Annotated in this window: 14 protein-coding genes; 5 read left to right on the top strand and 9 right to left on the bottom strand. The window is 59.6% G+C overall.

The annotated features are described in order from the left end of the window. The first annotated feature begins 1,424 nt into the window (after positions 1-1,424). Complete coding sequence (locus AC3Y64_RS09610; RefSeq protein WP_489987235.1) at positions 1,425-1,790, top strand: DUF6124 family protein; 366 nt, start codon at positions 1,425-1,427, stop codon at positions 1,788-1,790. 204 nt (positions 1,791-1,994) lie between these two features. On the opposite strand, the gene AC3Y64_RS09615 is transcribed toward AC3Y64_RS09610, so the two are convergent. The 4 genes from AC3Y64_RS09615 to inhA form a co-directional block, all read right to left on the bottom strand. After that, positions 1,995-3,560 (bottom strand): methyl-accepting chemotaxis protein, encoded by a 1,566-nt coding sequence (locus AC3Y64_RS09615; RefSeq protein ID WP_158959686.1) that lies wholly within the window; start codon positions 3,558-3,560, stop codon positions 1,995-1,997. Positions 3,561-3,662: 102 nt separating this feature from the next. Then, positions 3,663-4,454, bottom strand: a complete 792-nt coding sequence (locus AC3Y64_RS09620) for a CPBP family intramembrane glutamic endopeptidase (RefSeq protein WP_489987236.1) — start codon at positions 4,452-4,454, stop codon at positions 3,663-3,665. Between the two features lie 37 nt (positions 4,455-4,491). Then, positions 4,492-5,675 (bottom strand): IS3 family transposase gene (locus tag AC3Y64_RS09625; RefSeq protein WP_489984471.1). Its coding sequence is split into 2 segments (ribosomal slippage): positions 4,492-5,411 and positions 5,411-5,675, totalling 1,185 coding nucleotides; the frame shifts between segments, so codons are not numbered across the junction. Positions 5,676-5,944: 269 nt separating this feature from the next. Next, positions 5,945-6,631, bottom strand: coding sequence for an isonitrile hydratase (gene inhA, locus AC3Y64_RS09630; protein ID WP_489987237.1), 687 nt, complete (start codon positions 6,629-6,631; stop codon positions 5,945-5,947). A gap of 89 nt (positions 6,632-6,720) precedes the next feature. On the opposite strand from inhA, the gene AC3Y64_RS09635 reads away from it, so the two are divergent. Continuing rightward, positions 6,721-7,704 (top strand): GlxA family transcriptional regulator, encoded by a 984-nt coding sequence (locus tag AC3Y64_RS09635; protein ID WP_489987238.1) that lies wholly within the window; start codon positions 6,721-6,723, stop codon positions 7,702-7,704. Between the two features lie 24 nt (positions 7,705-7,728). On the opposite strand, the gene AC3Y64_RS09640 is transcribed toward AC3Y64_RS09635, so the two are convergent. The 5 genes from AC3Y64_RS09640 to AC3Y64_RS09660 all read right to left on the bottom strand — a co-directional run bounded on the left by AC3Y64_RS09640 (position 7,729) and on the right by AC3Y64_RS09660 (position 13,225). Further along, the gene (locus AC3Y64_RS09640; protein WP_489987239.1) at positions 7,729-8,247 is read right to left on the bottom strand and encodes a hypothetical protein; all 519 of its coding nucleotides are present in this window, start codon (positions 8,245-8,247) and stop codon (positions 7,729-7,731) included. 77 nt (positions 8,248-8,324) lie between these two features. Continuing rightward, positions 8,325-8,714, bottom strand: a complete 390-nt coding sequence (locus tag AC3Y64_RS09645) for a hypothetical protein (protein ID WP_489987240.1) — start codon at positions 8,712-8,714, stop codon at positions 8,325-8,327. Positions 8,715-8,967: 253 nt separating this feature from the next. After that, on the bottom strand, positions 8,968-10,794 hold the full coding sequence (locus AC3Y64_RS09650) for a glycoside hydrolase family 15 protein (protein ID WP_489987241.1): 1,827 nt from the start codon (positions 10,792-10,794) through the stop codon (positions 8,968-8,970). Then, positions 10,787-11,587, bottom strand: coding sequence for a glucose 1-dehydrogenase (locus tag AC3Y64_RS09655; RefSeq protein ID WP_489987242.1), 801 nt, complete (start codon positions 11,585-11,587; stop codon positions 10,787-10,789). Before AC3Y64_RS09655 ends, AC3Y64_RS09650 begins: the two co-directional genes overlap by 8 nt. A gap of 90 nt (positions 11,588-11,677) precedes the next feature. Next, positions 11,678-13,225, bottom strand: coding sequence for a family 2 encapsulin nanocompartment cargo protein terpene cyclase (locus AC3Y64_RS09660; protein WP_489987243.1), 1,548 nt, complete (start codon positions 13,223-13,225; stop codon positions 11,678-11,680). Between the two features lie 331 nt (positions 13,226-13,556). On the opposite strand from AC3Y64_RS09660, the gene AC3Y64_RS09665 reads away from it, so the two are divergent. The 3 genes from AC3Y64_RS09665 (at position 13,557) to AC3Y64_RS09675 (ending at position 16,563) form a co-directional block, all read left to right on the top strand. Beyond that, positions 13,557-14,729 carry an MFS transporter gene (locus tag AC3Y64_RS09665; RefSeq protein WP_489987244.1) on the top strand — a complete coding sequence of 391 codons (1,173 nt, stop codon included), beginning with the start codon at positions 13,557-13,559 and terminating at the stop codon, positions 14,727-14,729. 72 nt (positions 14,730-14,801) lie between these two features. Next, positions 14,802-15,542 (top strand): thioesterase II family protein, encoded by a 741-nt coding sequence (locus tag AC3Y64_RS09670; RefSeq protein WP_489987245.1) that lies wholly within the window; start codon positions 14,802-14,804, stop codon positions 15,540-15,542. Between the two features lie 37 nt (positions 15,543-15,579). Continuing rightward, positions 15,580-16,563, top strand: coding sequence for a TauD/TfdA family dioxygenase (locus AC3Y64_RS09675; RefSeq protein ID WP_489987246.1), 984 nt, complete (start codon positions 15,580-15,582; stop codon positions 16,561-16,563). Positions 16,564-16,706: the final 143 nt, after the last annotated feature.

Below are 16,706 nucleotides of genomic sequence, written 5' to 3' on the forward strand. Positions count from 1 at the left end.
ATGGGGGCGGTCCGACGTTTCGGGAGGGCTGGGGTGAGGGGGATGGATCTTGGATGCGCTGCAGTCTTTCGTTTTGGGTACATATCCATTCCTGCGGCAACGGCCACTTAGGGTTTCGCCCTGACGGCGACTCACTTTTTTTACAAACGCCTAAAAAAAGTAAGCAAAAAAACGCTTGCTCCTACGTTCGGCCCGCTCGCTGGGGCTCGGGGTTCCTTCGCTGCGGGATCGATCCGGGCGCAGCGCCTACGGTTTGCTTCGCTGCACCTCCTCTCGCTGTGTTTGGCTGCGCCAAACGGTCGCTGCGCTCCCACGCCCGGATCAATCCCTCCACTCAGCCTTCCGATGTCGCCCGTGGATCAAGATCAAAAGCGAGGCGAGCTGACACTCGGCCTATTGGCAGGCTCTGCCACTGTGGGAGCCAGCCCTGCTGGCGATGGCGGCCTACGAGCCGACCAGTCTCTAACCGATGTACCCAATCCAAATGTGGGAGCCAGCCCTGCTGGCGATGGCGGCCTGAAAGCCGACCAGTCTCTAACCGATGTACCCAATCCAAATGTGGGAGCCAGCCCTGCTGGCGATGGCGGCCTGCGAGCCGACCAGTCTCTAGCCGACGTACCCAATCCAAATGTGGGAGCCAGCCCTGCTGGCGATGGCAGCCTGCGAGCCGACCAGTCTCTAACCGATGTACCCAATCCAATGTGGGAGCCAGCCCTGCTGGCGATGGCGGCCTGAAAGCCGACCAGTGTCTAACGGATGTACCCAATCCAAATGTGGGAGCCAGCCCTGCTGGCGATGGCGGCCTGCGAGCCGACCAGTCTCTAGCCGACGTACCCAATCCAAATGTGGGAGCCAGCCCTGCTGGCGATGGCGGCCTAGGAGCCGACCGATCTTTATCAGATGTATTCAATCCTTGTGGGAGCTGGCTTGCCAGCGATGGCGGTCTGCGAGCCAACTCATCCCTCACCGGTGTACCAAATCCCACTGTGGGAGCGGGCTTGCTCGCGAAAGCGGCCTGACAAACAACACCAAAACAACAGGCCAACTTCCCGCTTTTTCTGCTCATAAACGCAATCCTGCCAGCACGTTTAAATTACACAAACCGTTACGCCACGAGCCCTACAACACCTTGCGCCGTTACCTACGCGTACGCCAGAATCCGCCGGCTTACACGACCTAGCGCGGGCTATATCGTTTCCCTGCCACTGCCCATCAGTGGTCGGGTTTAGTAGCCCGCATGGTTTTAGTAGGTGCATGAGTCCCATTAAGTCAGGCGTATCAGCCTGCACTCAATGGTGGCTGTGCTCAGGGCGCTTTCGAGCGCGCCGGTCTTGCTAATTCCTCCGGTCTACTAACCTGCGCACAGCCGCCACCCTTCTTTTAGTAGAGAACGGTCGCGGCCCTCGTTCAGGAATTAGATATCTATGTTCAAAGCTACGCCAAACCCTCCGGGCACAGACCCAACCCCTCACGACCCAGCGCTTGAGTCTCAAAAGACAAAAGAAGCAACCGACCGCGCCCTCGACTACTACCTCAGACCCGAAGCACTGGGTGCTCCGCCAAGCTCGCCCAAGTTTCGCCCCGTCTATCTCGTCGATCCCACGCTGGATGACGAAACCCTGCTGATCGAGGCGAGCGAGTCGCTTTCATACGCCCATGCCATGGCCGGTAACATCGCCAACTCAATCGGCGGCCCGGAGCGCAAACCGCTGCTGGCGCTGCAACAGGTGATCATGCTCAACGAACTGTTGGTCAATCGGCTGCTGGATAAGCTGAAGTTGCCTCAATAATTTAACTGGCTGTTATGGCTTCATCGCGAGCAGGCTCACTCCTACATTGGATCTGCGGTGATCACAGATTGTGAGCCCGACAACGATTCCCTGTAGGAGTGAGCCTGCTCGGGATGACGATCTGCCAGACTCAAAAAAGCCCAAATCAAAAATAAAAAACCCGGAAGCTCTCGCTATCCGGGTTTTTCGTTATCGCCAGTTCAATCAGCGGTTAAACCGCTCCACCAACGAATACTGCGTATTCGCCGTCTTCGTCAGCTCTTCACTCAGCAACGCCGAGTTATGCGCCTGTTCCGACGTCTGATCCGCCAGCTCCGAGATATTGCTGATGTTGCGGCTGATTTCTTCAGCCACCGCACTTTGCTCTTCGGTCGCCGCAGCGATCTGCGTGGTCATGTCGGTGATGTTGGCCACCGCTTCGCTGATGCCGACCAATGCCTGATCCGCTTCCAGCACCCGCGCCACACCTTCTTCAGCCTGACGATGGCCGGCTTCCATGGTTTGTACAGCGCTGGACGCAGTCTGTTGCAGCTTGGCGATCAGGGCGTGAATCTGCCCGGTCGATTCGCTGGTGCGTTGCGCCAGTTGGCGAACTTCGTCTGCTACCACGGCAAAACCACGGCCCATCTCACCGGCACGCGCGGCTTCGATCGCGGCGTTCAGAGCGAGCAGGTTGGTCTGGTCGGCGATGCCTTTGATCACATCAACAACGCCGCCGATTTCGTCGCTGTCCTTGGCCAGTTGGGTCACGGTCAAACCGGTTTCGCCAACAACGACGGACAAGCGCTGAATGGCTTCGCGGGTTTCCCCGGCGATGTCACGACCACGACCGGTCAGACGATTGGCTTCCTGGGTCGCGTCAGCGGTGCGCTGTACGTGGCTGGCGACTTCCTGGGTGGTCGCGGCCATCTGGTTGACGGCGGTGGCGACCTGTTCGGTTTCCACGCGCTGACGTTCCAGACCCGTGGAGCTGTTGTGCGCCAAGGCGTCGGACTGTTTGGCCTGATCGGTCAGGTGCTCTGCGGTGTCCTGCAGACGGGTCAGGCAGGTTTTCAGGCGCGCTTCCTGGCTGAGGATCGACATTTCCAGACGCGCCTGCGCACCACGGCTGTCGGTGTACATCTGCGCGATCAACGGGTCGGAGGTGGTCTGTTCGGCCAGGCGCAGCAGACGCTTGAGCCCGCGTTGCTGCCATTGCAGGCCCATCAGGCCCAGCGGCACCGACAAACCGGCGGCGAGGGCGAAGCCCCACTGCGAGTTCAGGGTCGCGCCAATCACGAAGCTCAATTGACTGACCAGAATGAATGGCAGCCAGTCCTGCAGCACCGGCAGCCATTTATCGCTGGACGGGACCGCCGACTTGCCTTGGTTGATGCGTTGGTAGAGCGCTTCGGCGCGGCGGATCTGTTCGGCAGTGGGTTTGATCCGCACCGACTCGTAACCGACCACCTGATTGCCGTCGAACACCGGTGTCACGTAGGCGTTAACCCAGTAATGATCACCGTTCTTGCAGCGATTCTTGACAATGCCCATCCATGGCAAGCCTTGTTTCAGTGTGCCCCACATGTGCGAAAACACCGCCGCCGGGACGTCAGGGTGACGGACCAGGTTGTGCGGCGCACGGATCAGTTCTTCACGCGAAAACCCGCTGATTTCGACGAAAGCGTCGTTGCAGTAAGTGATCACGCCCTTGGCGTCGGTTGTGGAAATCAACCGCTGCTGAGCCGGGAAAGTCCGTTCGCGTTGTGTAATGGGCTGGTTGTTACGCATGGTTTTTCAATCCGCAAGGCTTTGAAAGGTTGTCGGCGCTGACAGCTTTTTATTGAAGTTTTTTTTCAGATTTAAGAATGGCGTCGCAAAACGGCGCTTGCTTCAGCCAGCGAGCATCGGATAGGTGAACAAGCCGAAATGCAGCAGATTGAGGCCAAAATGCGTGGCGATGGCCGCGCCGAGTCCGCCAAAACGATAGGCCAGACCATAGCCGACACCCGCCAGCCCCGCCAGCAACACCCACGTCCAGCCCGCGCCGGCGTGCACCAGACCGAAGATCAGGGAAGCGAGCAGCAGGGCGAGATTGTCGCCGTAGGGCAAGTGCTGCAAACGACGACTGAGGCCGCCCTGTATATAGCCGCGAAATAGCGCTTCCTCGACCAGCGTCACCAGCAGCAGGTTGTTCAGCACCCACAGCCACGCCTGATCCGGCCATTTTGGCGCCCAGGTGATCACCCCGAGCAACAGGGCGCCGCCAAGGGCGAGGATCGCGCTCAACGTCAGGGCGAGGGCGCTGGCGTAGACCGTCAGCCGCATCGAACGCCAAGCGACGATCCACGGGCAGACCAGCAACAGCCAGAAGCCAATCAGCGGTTTGTCGAGGTTCAGGTACATCGCGAAGGGCACGGCATCGTCAGTGAACCGTTGCGGATCAATCGCCCGACCGTTGGCGAAACCCGGCAGCCAATGCAGCGCCAACGCCACAGCCAGGACGATGAACAAGCCATGACCGAGGAACCGCGCCACCGGTACTTTTTGCAGATGCACAGCAAAACCGGCGAACGCCAGCAGGCCAATGGAGATCAGCGCCAGCCAGCCGAGTTGGCCGTAGCTCAGTGCCAAGCCGTAGCCGAGGCTGAGAAGTGCCAGATAGAGCCACGGCAACGCCTTCATCGAAAGTCCCTGTGCAAATTTTGTGGAAGTGCAGTGGTCAACTAATTCCGGACACCTCGATAGGTGGTTTTGACGCCATCGCCCGCTCATAGACGGTCGGTGGCAGATATCCCAGTTTCGAGTGAAGCCGTTCGTTGTTGTAATACCCAACGATGTACTCGGTGATGTCGCGGATCGCTTCGGTATGATTGGCATAGTCACGTCGCCATACCCGCTCCATTTTCAAGCTCAGGAAGAAGCGTTCCATCACCGCATTGTCCCAGCAATTACCTTTACGGCTCATGCTCTGCTGCATGTCGTTTCTTGCCAGTAAATCTCTGTAAGTTGCACTCGCGTATTGGCTGCCACGATCCGAGTGGGCAATCAGGCCTGGCGGCGGTTGGCGCTGTGCGATGGCCAGTTGCATCGCAGTGCACACCAGCTCTGCCGGCATGTTCGGAGCCATCGACCAGCCCACGATCTTGCGTGAAAACAAGTCCAACACCACGGCCAGATACAGCCAGCCACTGCGGGTGCGGATGTAGGTGATGTCTGCCACCCAAGCCTTGTTTGGCGCCGCCGGATCAAATTTTCGGCTCAGTACATTTTCGGCAATCGGCAGATCATGATTGCTATCGGTCGTGTGCACAAACTTGCGCTTCCAAGCCGAACGTAGCCCATTGGCACGCATCAAACGGCGGATTTTATACAGTCCAACAGACAGGCCTTTGCCGCGCAAAGCGTCGCGCAAGGGCCGGCTGCCGTAGCAGCCACCACTCTCGGCAAAAGACGCCTTGAGTTGCACAACGACAGGACAACTCTGCCGGACGGGCGCATCAGCACGCTTTTGCGACTCATAGAAGCCCGAGCGACTGATGCTCAGTAACCGACAGACATGTGTCACTGAATAGGCCTTCTGTTGCAGCTGCCGAACCAGTCGATACCTTACTTCAGCTCGCGGGCAAAGAAGGCCGTAGCCTTTTTTAAGATGTCGTTATCCATCTTGAGCTGGCGATTTTCCTGTTCCAATTGCCGGATGCGCTGTTGCTCTGCCGTCAATGGCTTGCCGATTCCGGCCTGCCCCAGTTGCTCTGCCTCGTACTGTTGAACCCAGCGTCGAACGGCTGTCTCACCAATGTTCAGATCTTGGCAAACCTGCATAACGGTTAGCCCCTGATCCTTGATCATCTTCACGACTTGCAGCTTGAAGCTGTCGTCGAATGCTCTGCGTTTTTTGGTCATGAATAACTCCTCGATAGATGTATTTTCCACCTATCGGGGTGTCCGGGGAAATTAGACCACTGCAAAGGGCTTTCTACACGGGTGGGGGCGGGGGGACAAGTGGAGGGGAGGGAGGAAACGGGGGCATCACACAAACCTGTGACCAACCTCGTTACCTGTGGGAGCTGGCTTGCCAGCGATGAGGCCTGTTCAGCCGACATCTTCATCGACTGTTCTACCGCTATCGCTGGCAAGCCAGCTCCCACAGGGTTTTATGGGTGACTGAGGAATCAGCGCAGATTCAGTTTTGCCGCAGCTCGCTCGGTAATTTCCGTGCGCAGCTTTAGCGAGGGCGCTGCACGCAAACGAGCTTCATCGACAATCGCGCTCGGCGCGGTGTCCGGGTTACCCGAATCAAACGGCGGTGCCGGGGCATATTCCAATTGCAACTGGATCAGTTGCGCCGCGTCGGCACCCACCAACTCTTCAGCCAGCACCAAAGCAAAATCAATCCCCGCCGTGATCCCGCCACCGGTAAACAGGTTGCCGTCACGCACCACCCGATCCTTCACCGCAATCGCGCCCAGCGTCGGCAGCAGATCGTGATAAGCCCAATGCGTGGTCGCGCGTTTACCTTGCAGCAGACCCGCCGCACCCAACACCAGCGAACCGGTGCACACTGATGTTACATACCGCGCCTGGGCCGCCTGGCGTTTGATGAACGCCAGCGTCTGCGCATCTTCCATCAATGGCCCAACGCCACCGCCACCCGGCACGCAGATCACGTCCAGGTCCGGGCAATCCTCGAACGTCGTGGACGGTTTCAGCAGCAGGCCAGTGCTGGCGGTGACCGGCATCAGATCCTTCCAGATCAGATGCACTTGCACGCCCGGCAGCGAGGCGAGCACGTCGTAAGGCCCGGTCAGGTCGAGTTGCTGAACCTGTGGAAACAACAGAAAACCGATCTGCAGCGTCATCGTTCTTGCTCCATGAAAAGGGGTGGACGGCTTTACTGTAGGCGCGTAGGTTCTGGCGCATACGCCAATAACCCCACGAATTACGCCAAATGCCCAAAGCCATCCACGTACTCGCGTTCGCCAACATGCAAATCCTCGACGTCACCGGGCCGTTGCAGGTGTTCGCCTCGGCCAATGACCTCGCCCGCCAGCGCGGCTTGCCGATCCCTTACGCACCGAGTGTGATCGCCAGCGGTGGCGGGGCGGTGATGTCGTCGGCAGGCTTGGCGGTGTTGGCCGAGCCTTTGCCGCACGCGGCCAGCGATACGTTGATCATTGCCGGTGGCTGGGGCATTTATCCCGCTGCCGACGACGTGCCGCTGGTGGATTGGGTGCGCGACCATGCCGCGAAATGTCGGCGCGTCGCGTCAGTGTGTACGGGTGCGTTTTTGCTGGCGGCCAGTGGCTGGCTCGATGGCCGCCGCGTCGTCACCCACTGGACCCGCTGCGAACAACTGGCGCAACAGCATCCGAATCTCCGGGTCGAGGCCAATCCGATCTTCATCAATGACGGCCCGGTGTGGACCTCGGCAGGCGTTACTGCCGGTATTGATCTGGCATTGGCGATGGTTGAGGAAGATCTCGGTAGCGACATTGCGTTGGACGTCGCCCGGCACTTGGTGGTGTTCCTCAAGCGCCCGGGCGGTCAGTCGCAGTTCAGCGTGACCTTGTCGCTGCAAAATCAGGGCAATCGTTTTGATGAGTTGCACGCCTGGATCGCCGAACACCTGACCTGCGATCTGGGTATCCCGACCCTCGCCGAACAGGCCGGAATGAGCGAACGCAGTTTCGTCCGCCATTACCGCGCCGACACCGGCCAGACCCCGGCGCGGGCGATTGAGCTGATCCGGGTGGAAACGGCGCGGCGCTTGCTCAGTGATACCGGTCTGCCGGTCAAACGCATCGCCGCCAATTGCGGGTTTGGCAGTGAAGAGACGCTGCGGCGCAGTTTCCTGCGGGCGATTGGCGTCACGCCACAGGCGTATCGGGAGCGGTTTTCGGTCGGCGCTGCAATAGATTCAGCATTGCACTGAAGGTTTGCCTGAAACTGCTCTCGTTCAAATCGCGGTTTGTGAGTTGGTCGAATAGCGATATTTGAAACGATCGCCATAAATCGACTTGATCACCAACTCATAATCCACACGTTTTCGGGCGTGGGCCTGTAGAAGCAGCTTGTTCAGCGCGCAGGTCGTCGGCGCTTTCGGGTTGGCTTCGATAAGCCGTTCTTCGCTTCCCACTTGAAAAGCATCGTTCGGGCGTGGACCGCCAATCAGAAAACACATCGGGTCAAGACCGAGCGTCGTGACAGCGGAGAAAAATTTACCGTAGGGATGATCCGCTACCGCTTTTCCATCCACATACACCTCAAGACTCTCCACAAAGGCATTACCCATGCCGTTGTTGAAGGCGTAGATGCCCCATTGGTCTTTGTTGTCGTTGTTGGAGAAGTACGAGGTGATGCGCGGCTCAACTGAAACATGGTTGTGTTTGATTTGCGCCTGAGCCTGCCAAATGGTCGCACCCAGTGCCAGCAAAGCAACGGCCAGTGCGAGTTTGTCTACGTTGGTTGAAGTCACGCCATGATCCGAAAATTGATGAGTGAGGTTTCGGGGCACGAAGTCTTTCAGCGCCCGCTAAGTAAAATTTATGCTGATCAGACTTCAGCTTCCGCCACCTGATTGAAATACTTCGTCCGATCCGGGGTAAACGTCACCACCATCTTCGTCCGCGAACAGGTCAGCGAACGCTCTTCGCTCAGATCAATATCCAGATTCTCGCCACGCAAGCCTTGCCACTGCGCCAGGTATTTCAACGAGCCGTACTTTTCGTTTTTCTTCAGGCTGCGGCTCACGCCACCTTTCCAGCCGAGCACCGGCAGTTCGTCGGCGAGGCAGCGTTGGGCGAGGTCGGGGAAACGTATGGCGCGCTGGCGGCCGACTTCCCAGCATTTGATCAGGCCTTTGTCGGCGTTTTCCCAGAGTTGGGCGCGGGTCAGGCCGGTGCGAAGGGGGGAGTCGATGCTGCGCTGGATGTGCTGGGGCATTCTGGTTCCTTGAATTCGGGTTTTGTTGGACAGCTCCGCTGTGCCCGTTGGCGAGGATGGTAGGGGTGGTTGTAACTGCTGGCAACAAGGTATTTCAGGGTGTAAGTGCAAGTTGCAGGGGGAGACTTGCTGCACAAATGTTGAGCGTTTGTAAGCCATTGCCGCGCAGACGGGGCCTTCGCGCCATCAGGCGTAGGCGAGAGTCTGGTTATGCGCGGCAACTACGGAAATTTCCCACAACTTTTGATGACAATTACGGCTGCCACTCACTCTTTTCCCCACTCAAGCGCCGATCCAGAAAGCTCGCCGCGCTGATCAACGCCAGATGCGTCAGTGCTTGCGGCGTATTGCCCAAGTGCCGGCCATGGCTGTCGAACTCCTCGGCGTAGAGGCCCAGCGGATTGGCGTAGCGCAGCAATTGCTCGAATTCCAAGTGCGCTTTTTCCACTTGGCCGGCGCGGGCCAGGCATTCGACGTACCAGAACGAGCACGCGGCAAACGCGCCTTCGGTGCCGGCGAGGCCGTCGATATTGGCATCATCATTGCGATAGCGATAAACCATGCCATCGCGCACCAGATGTTTTTCAATCGCTTTAAGCGTCGACAGCCAACGTGAGTCCTTGGCGCTGACGAAGCGCACCAGCGGCATCAGCAGCATCGAGCCATCGAGCGCCGTGCCACCCTTGTACTGGACGAAATGCCCGCGCTCTTCATCCCAGAAGTTGTCCCAGATGTCGGCGTAGATCGCCTGCCGGGTCTGGTCCCATTGCGCGAACGGGGCGGGCAGCGAACGCTTGGAGGCCAAACGAATGGCCCGGTCCAGCGCCACCCAGCACATCAGCCGTGAATGCAGAAAATGATGCTGCTCACCGCGCATTTCCCAAATGCCTACGTCCTTGGTCTGCCACGTCTCACAGACTTGGTCGACGACTTCGCGCACGTGTTTCCAGCCTTCGTGGGAAATCGCGTCGCCGTATTTGTTGACCAGATACACCGCGTCCATCAGCTCGCCGAAGATGTCGAGCTGGACTTGATCGTAAGCGCCGTTGCCGATGCGCACCGGTTGCGCACCACCGTGACCGGACAGGTGGGTCAACTCGGTTTCCGGCAATTCCTGCTGTCCGTCGATGGCGTACAGAATGTTCAGCTTCATCGGCTTGCCGCAGCAATCGCTGACCCGTCCGCGCAGCCAGCCCATGTAGGCGTTGGCTTCGCCGACAAAGCCCAGGCGCATGAAGGCATACACGGTGAATGAGGCATCGCGGATCCATGTATAGCGATAGTCCCAATTGCGTCCGCCGCCAGGCGTTTCCGGCAGGCCGAAGGTGGCGGCAGCGAGAATGGCGCCGTGTTTGCGCGACGTCAGCAGTTTCAACGCAAGGGCCGAGCGGTTGACCATTTCGCGCCAGCGTCCGCGATAGATCGACTGGCCGACCCAGTCGCGCCAGAACTTCAATGTGCGTTCCATGCACAGCTGCGCGGCGCCTTCCTCGAAGCGTGGATCGTCTTCGCCGCCGAGCATGAACGCGGCGGTCTGATCCTGTTTCAAGGTAAACGAAGCCACCGCCGCCTCGGCTTCAATGTTCAAAGCCTGATCCGAGCTCAGACGCATCGAAGGCTGGCCATCGGCACTGAAAATCACCGCTTGCCGGTCCATCCGCGCGCGGGTGTCGGCGCGGGCGTAGTCATGGCGCACGGCGCAACGGACATGGAAGGTTGCCTCGCCACTGACCACGCGAACCCGGCGCATCAGTAGCGGCAAGTCGTCTTCGTTATCGGCCACGGGCAGCAGATCAGTGATTTCGACCACCGCGCGTTCGCTCAGCCAACGGGTTTGCAGGACATTGGTGTCGGGCAGATAGATTTGCTCGCGGCGGGCATCGGGCAAGTCCGGCGCCAACTGGAAAATCCCCGCTTCGGGTGTGTCCAGCAGCGAACAGAAAATCGACGGACTGTCGAATTCCGGCCAGCAGAAAAAATCGACGCTGCCGTGATCGTTGATCAATGCCGCACTGCGCATGTCGCCGATGATGCCGTGGGCATCGATCGGGCTTTGTCGTTCCAGGTGATGCTCAGCCATTGCCGCGAAACTCCGGATAGAGGCTCATGCCGCCGTCGATGAACAGGGTGGTGCCGACGATGTAGTCGGAGGCGTCGGAAGCAAGGAAAACCACTGCATTGGCGACGTCTTCGACATCGCCGATGCGGCCATAGGGAATCAGTTTGAGCAGGGCCTGTTCTGCATCGCCGGTGGTCGCCGCGGTATTGATCGGCGTGCGAATCGCCCCCGGCGCAATGCCGTTAATGCGAATGCGTTGATGGCTGACTTCCTGCGCGAGGGTCTGCATCAACTGGTCGACACCGCCCTTGGACGCTGCGTAATTGACATGCCCGGCCCAGGGAATGCGCTGGTGCACCGAACTCATGTGAATGATCTTGCCCGCCGCACGGGACACGCCTTCGCGAACGCCTTGGCGATTGAAGATGCGCAGGGCGGCACGGGCGCAGAGGAACTGGCCGGTGAGGTTGACACCGATTACTGCGTTCCAGTCGTCCAGAGTCATGTCCACAGCGGCGGCGTCTTTTTGCATGCCCGAGTTGGCCACCAGAATATCCAGCGAACCGAAGGCGTCGAGGGTTTCGGCGAACAGTCGTTCAACGTCGTCTTCCTTCGACACATCGGCACCGATGGCCAGCGCTTGGCCACCGTCGGCAATGATCTGTCGGGCCAGTGCTTCGGCAGGTTCGGCCTGACGGTTGTAGTTGACGACCACCGCCGCACCGGCAGCGGCGAGGGCTTTGGCGGCCGCGTGGCCGATGCCGGAGCTGGCGCCGGTGATCAGGGCTACTTGTCCGGTGAGGGAGATCTGCATGTCAAATCGCGCCTTGGGTCGGAGAGCGTATTCAGCTGACTGACGGGCGGCGGCGAGAGTTCATCTGCGATCATGAAAAGATCGACAGTTTCAGACCTGATAGCGGCCACTGGTGCGATGCCATTCGACATTGCCGGCCAGCCAGCTCTTGATTCCTCGCAAATAGCGTTTAAGCCGCGGCGATGCGCCCGGCAAGACGGCCAGCTCTGCGGCTTCATACAGATGCATGATTTCGTCGTGGATGGCAGCGCTTTGCGCCATTGCCTGTTGCGGTGAACATTGCTGCTCGCGCGCCAGCAGCAACGGTAAATTGAAATCACCAATCCCGGCCTGTTGTTCCTTGCGGGCCGAAAACAAGTCATTGGCAATAATCGTGGCGCTGGCGGCCAGCGTCGTGATTCGCCGCACTTCGGGTGCGCTGTAAACATTGGCGGGCAGCTCATAGCCTCCAACGATGTCGATCAACGACAGGCATGGCAAGAAACTGTTGGCTTGGCGGTGCGCCAAATACTCCCAGACGGGCGGCATCAGATGCTCGACGCGCCAATTTGCTTCTGCCGTCATGCTGACAAACATCGCGCAGATTTCATGGCGTACCCGTGCGGTTTGCGCTGGTGTGGCGAGTTCCGTGACCCTCCGCATGTAGTGACTGAGTCCGACCAATACCGGGTCACTATCGAGGACACGGTCAAGCAGGGGTTGGAAGGGGCTGGTCAGGTGCACCGGCTCCAGCGCCGCGAGAGCCACCGTCAACCGACGGCCGATCACCCGGGGATCGGAACCGGTTCTTTCGTCGTCGCAATAGTAATCGTCGAGGGCAAACAGAGCGCCCATGCATTGGGCCTGAAGCAGCAAGCGTAGAGGATCATCCGTGTCCGAATGGCAAAGCATGGCGAAGCGACCGAAGCCCATGGCGCGGACTTTGTCGAGTTGGCCCGGAAATATCCCGACCTTCTCGATCCATGGCATAAGCAGATCATCCACTGCCCCGGCCAGCGCCCCGTCGACCCGAAAAGGCGCCGGGCAGTACAGCGGCGGGACGGCCCAGGGTGATCCGGTCTTTGCACCAGAAGGGCTTGGCGTTGATCGTGCCGCTGACGCTTCGCGGACGGACTCGAACCACTGCCGGACACCCACTATTGCGAACTGCTCAAACATCCGGCGAAACCAGATCGTGAACATGTCGGGCAGGTGTTCGATCCGTTCGGCGATCTCCTCCAGCGTCAGCCACTCCCAGCTTTCGGCTTCATCAGGATTGGCCACCGGATCGGTCTGACTGATACCGGCAAACACATGATCGAATTCATGCTCGATCAGTTGATCGGACACTTGCTCGTGGTAGAGCATCGAGGCGACTTTGTGCAGCTTGCAGGACATGCCCATTTCTTCCTGCAATCGACGGTTGGCAGCGACTGCCGTCCGTTCGCCCGCGCGAGGATGCCCGCAGCAGGTGTTGGTCCATAGCCCGCCGGAATGATATTTGCCCAACGCGCGTTGCTGCATCAGTAGCCGGCCCTGCGGATCGAACAGCAGAATGGAAAACGCCCGATGGCGCAGGCCCTGGTGATGCACTTGCATCTTTGCGGCCACGCCGGTCTGGCGATCCTTGGGTGAGACGAGAATGAGCTGTTCTTCCATAGCAGGGCTCCCGAGTATGTTCGCTGCCAGATAGTGCCCATGCACGTTGCCTGTTCGTCAGGAGCGCTGCGCAGTTGAGCGACGGATCAATGAAAACTTGTGTGGCGAAAAAAGGCACCTGTCAGATCTGACAGGTGTGGCTGGTTTTCGACAAATGGTCATTGTGATTCGAGAGGTTGGCGGCAATTTCGGCTGTATCAGGCATCGGTCGTCAGCGCATGCGTCGAACCGCAGGCTGGTAGTCGCGCACCTTCACATTCCACCAACAATTGTGCGCTTTGCGCCCTGCGAGCCTTGTGGCAACTTGGCGGCCCTTGATGAGGCAGCACCCATGGCAAACCCCTACCGCGAATTATTCACAGCCCCCGGCGCGCGCAATTTTGTCCTGGCCGGGATGATCGCGCGCATGCCGATTTCGATGACCGGGATCGGCGTGATCACCATGCTTTCGCAGTTAAAGGGGGGCTACGCGCTGGCGGGAGCTGTGGCGGCGACGTTCGCGCTGGCGACGGCGTTTTGTGCGCCGCAGGTGTCGCGATTGGTCGATCGCTTTGGGCAGGGAAAAATTCTCCCGGTGTCGGCGCTGATCGGCGGCGGGTCGCTATTGATGTTGCTGCTGTGCACGCGGTTGCAGGCGCCGAACTGGACACTGTTTATCTTCGCCGCGCTGGCCGGGTGCATGCCGAGCATGTCGGCGATGGTGCGTGCCCGCTGGACCGAGATCTATCGCGGCCAGCCGCAATTGCAGACGGCCTATGCGCTGGAGTCAGTGCTGGATGAAGTGTGCTTTATCGTCGGCCCGCCCTTGTCGGTGGGGTTGTGCGTGGCGGTGTTTCCCGAGGCGGGACCGCTGGCGGCGTTGTTGGCGCTGGCGGTTGGCGTGACGGCGTTTGTGGCGCAACGCAGCACCGAACCGGCGGTGCATCCGCACTCGTCCGAAGATCAGGGCTCGATCATTGGTTCGACGGACGTTCAGCTACTGCTGGCGCTGATGATTGCCATGGGCATTATTGTCGGTGTGATCGATGTAGTCAGCGTCGCGTTTGCCCAACAACAGGGTCAGCCGGCGGCCGCCAGTATCGTGCTGTCGGTCTATGCCATCGGTTCGTGTCTGGCGGGCATCGCTTTCGGGGCGATGCGTTCGAAACTGCCATTGCCGCAGTTGTTCCTGTACGGCGGGGTGGCGACGGCGGTGACGACGTTGCCGCTGTTGCTGGCGAGCAATATCTTGGGATTGTCGATGGCGGTGTTTATCGCCGGTCTGTTCTTCGCGCCAACGTTGATCGTGGCGATGGCGCTGATCGAGCGTATCGTGCCGCCGGCCAAGTTGACTGAAGGCCTGACTTGGCTGGTGACGGGATTAAGTATTGGCGTGGCGATTGGTGCTGCCGGTTCCGGCTGGCTGGTGGATGCCTTCGGCGCACGCAGCGGCTTTTGGCTGGCGATAGCTGCCGGGGCGGTTGTCCTCGCGTCGGCCGTGCAGAGTTTCCGTCACCTGAAGTGATCGGCCATCCGACTAATTCGTGCGTCACCTCATCCGTTCTCTTTTACAGATAACCCTATTGAGGTAAACGCGGTGACAAAGCTGACACTGCTGTGCCTGCCCTATTCGGGCGCCAGCGCCATGGTCTATAGCCGCTGGCGGCGCCAACTGCCGTCGTGGCTGCACCTGCAACCGGTGGAGCTGCCCGGGCGCGGTGCCCGTTTCGACGAACCCCTGCAAATCGACATGCGTGCGCTGGCCCGGCAGTTGGCCCGCGAGCACAAGCCCGGCTTGCAGGCGCCATATGCGCTGTTCGGGCACAGCCTCGGTGCGCTGCTGGCGTGCGAGCTGGCACATGCCTTTCGTGAACTCGGTGCGCCGGAGCCGGTGGCATTGTTCGCCTCAGGCACGGCCGCGCCGACGATGCGCAGTGACTACGATCGCGGCTTTGCCGACGCGCGCAGCGATGAGGAATTGATCGATCAATTGCGCACTTTTCAGGGCACCAGCGAAGAAGTGCTGGCCAACAAAGAGCTGATGAGCCTGACCCTGCCGGTGCTGCGCGCCGACTTCATGATGTGCGGGCGTTTCACGCCGGCGCAACGGCCTTTGCTCAATTGCCCGGTGCATGTGCTGGGCGGCAAGGAAGACCGCGCGACCACCGAGCAACTGATCGGCTGGAGCAAGGAAACCCTGGGCAGTTTTTCCGTGGACATGATGACCGGTGGGCATTTCTTCATCCATGAACACGAGGCCCGGGTCATTCGCACGATCAAGACCCATCTGGAAGTCCATCACCGCCGTCATGCGCAGGCAGCGGCGCCGGCCTTTTAGCGCGGTTCACCTATCGAGTGATTACAGGAGGCCAGTCATGGCTGTTGCTGTGGAATTTTCCGTTCGGCCACTGCTGCCGCAACGGGGGCGCTTGCCGTTGTTGGTAGAAGCGTCTGATGCGGATACCGACTTGCTGGCGGTGTTCGATGAATTGAAAGCGCTGGTGGACGAACACTTACTGCGCGACGGCGGGGTGCTGTTCCGTGGCTTCCGTCTGAACGGTGCCGAACAGTTCCGTCAGTTCGCGGCCAGTTTTGGCCACCCGCTGTTGAACTATGAGTTCGGCTCGACGCCGCGCACCAACGTGACGCAAGGCGTGTACACCTCCACCGAATACCCGGCGCACCAGAGCATTCCGCTGCACAACGAGCAGGCCTACTCCCGCGACTGGCCGATGAAAATCTGGTTCTACAGCATGATCGCCGCGAAGTCCGGTGGCGAGACGCCGATTGCCGACAGTCGTGAAGTCTATCGGCGTATTCCGGCGGCGATTCGCGAGCGCTTTGTCAGCAAAGGGCTGATGTATGTGCGCAACTTCGGCAATGGTCTGGATGTGGCTTGGGAAGACGTATTCAACACTGAAGACCGCGAAGTCGTCGAGGCCTACTGCAAGGCCCACGGCATTGTCTGCGAATGGAAGGACGACGGTGAGTTGCGCACCCGTCAGACCTGTCAGGCGGTGGCGGTCCATCCGGTGACCGGTGACAACGTCTGGTTCAATCAGGCGCACCTGTTCCACATTTCCAACCTGCAAGCGGAAGTGCGTGAAAGCCTGCTCGATATCGTCGACGAAGAAGATTTGCCGCGTAACGTCTATTACGGCGATGGCTCGGCGATTGAGGACGAGGTGCTGGCGCAAATTCGCGCGGTGCTCGATGAGTGCGCGATCAGCTTCCCCTGGCAGGAGGGCGATGTGCTGATGCTCGACAACATGCTCTCGGCGCATGCGCGTTCGCCGTTCGAAGGTCCGCGTAAAGTGATTGTCGCCATGGCTGAAGGGCATTCACAGGGTCCGCTCTGAGCGATCCCCTCGCGCAATGGTAAAACTGCCGAAGCCGGTCTTGTGCCGGCTTCGGCATTTGTGCGCCTGCTGGCGTGACCGTCGAGCCGCTGTTGCGCCAGTGCGCTAAATCATTGCGTTTGTCATTCGTTCTTGTTGATACG

This window comes from Pseudomonas sp. 4CAES_32.4, assembly GCF_058136335.1.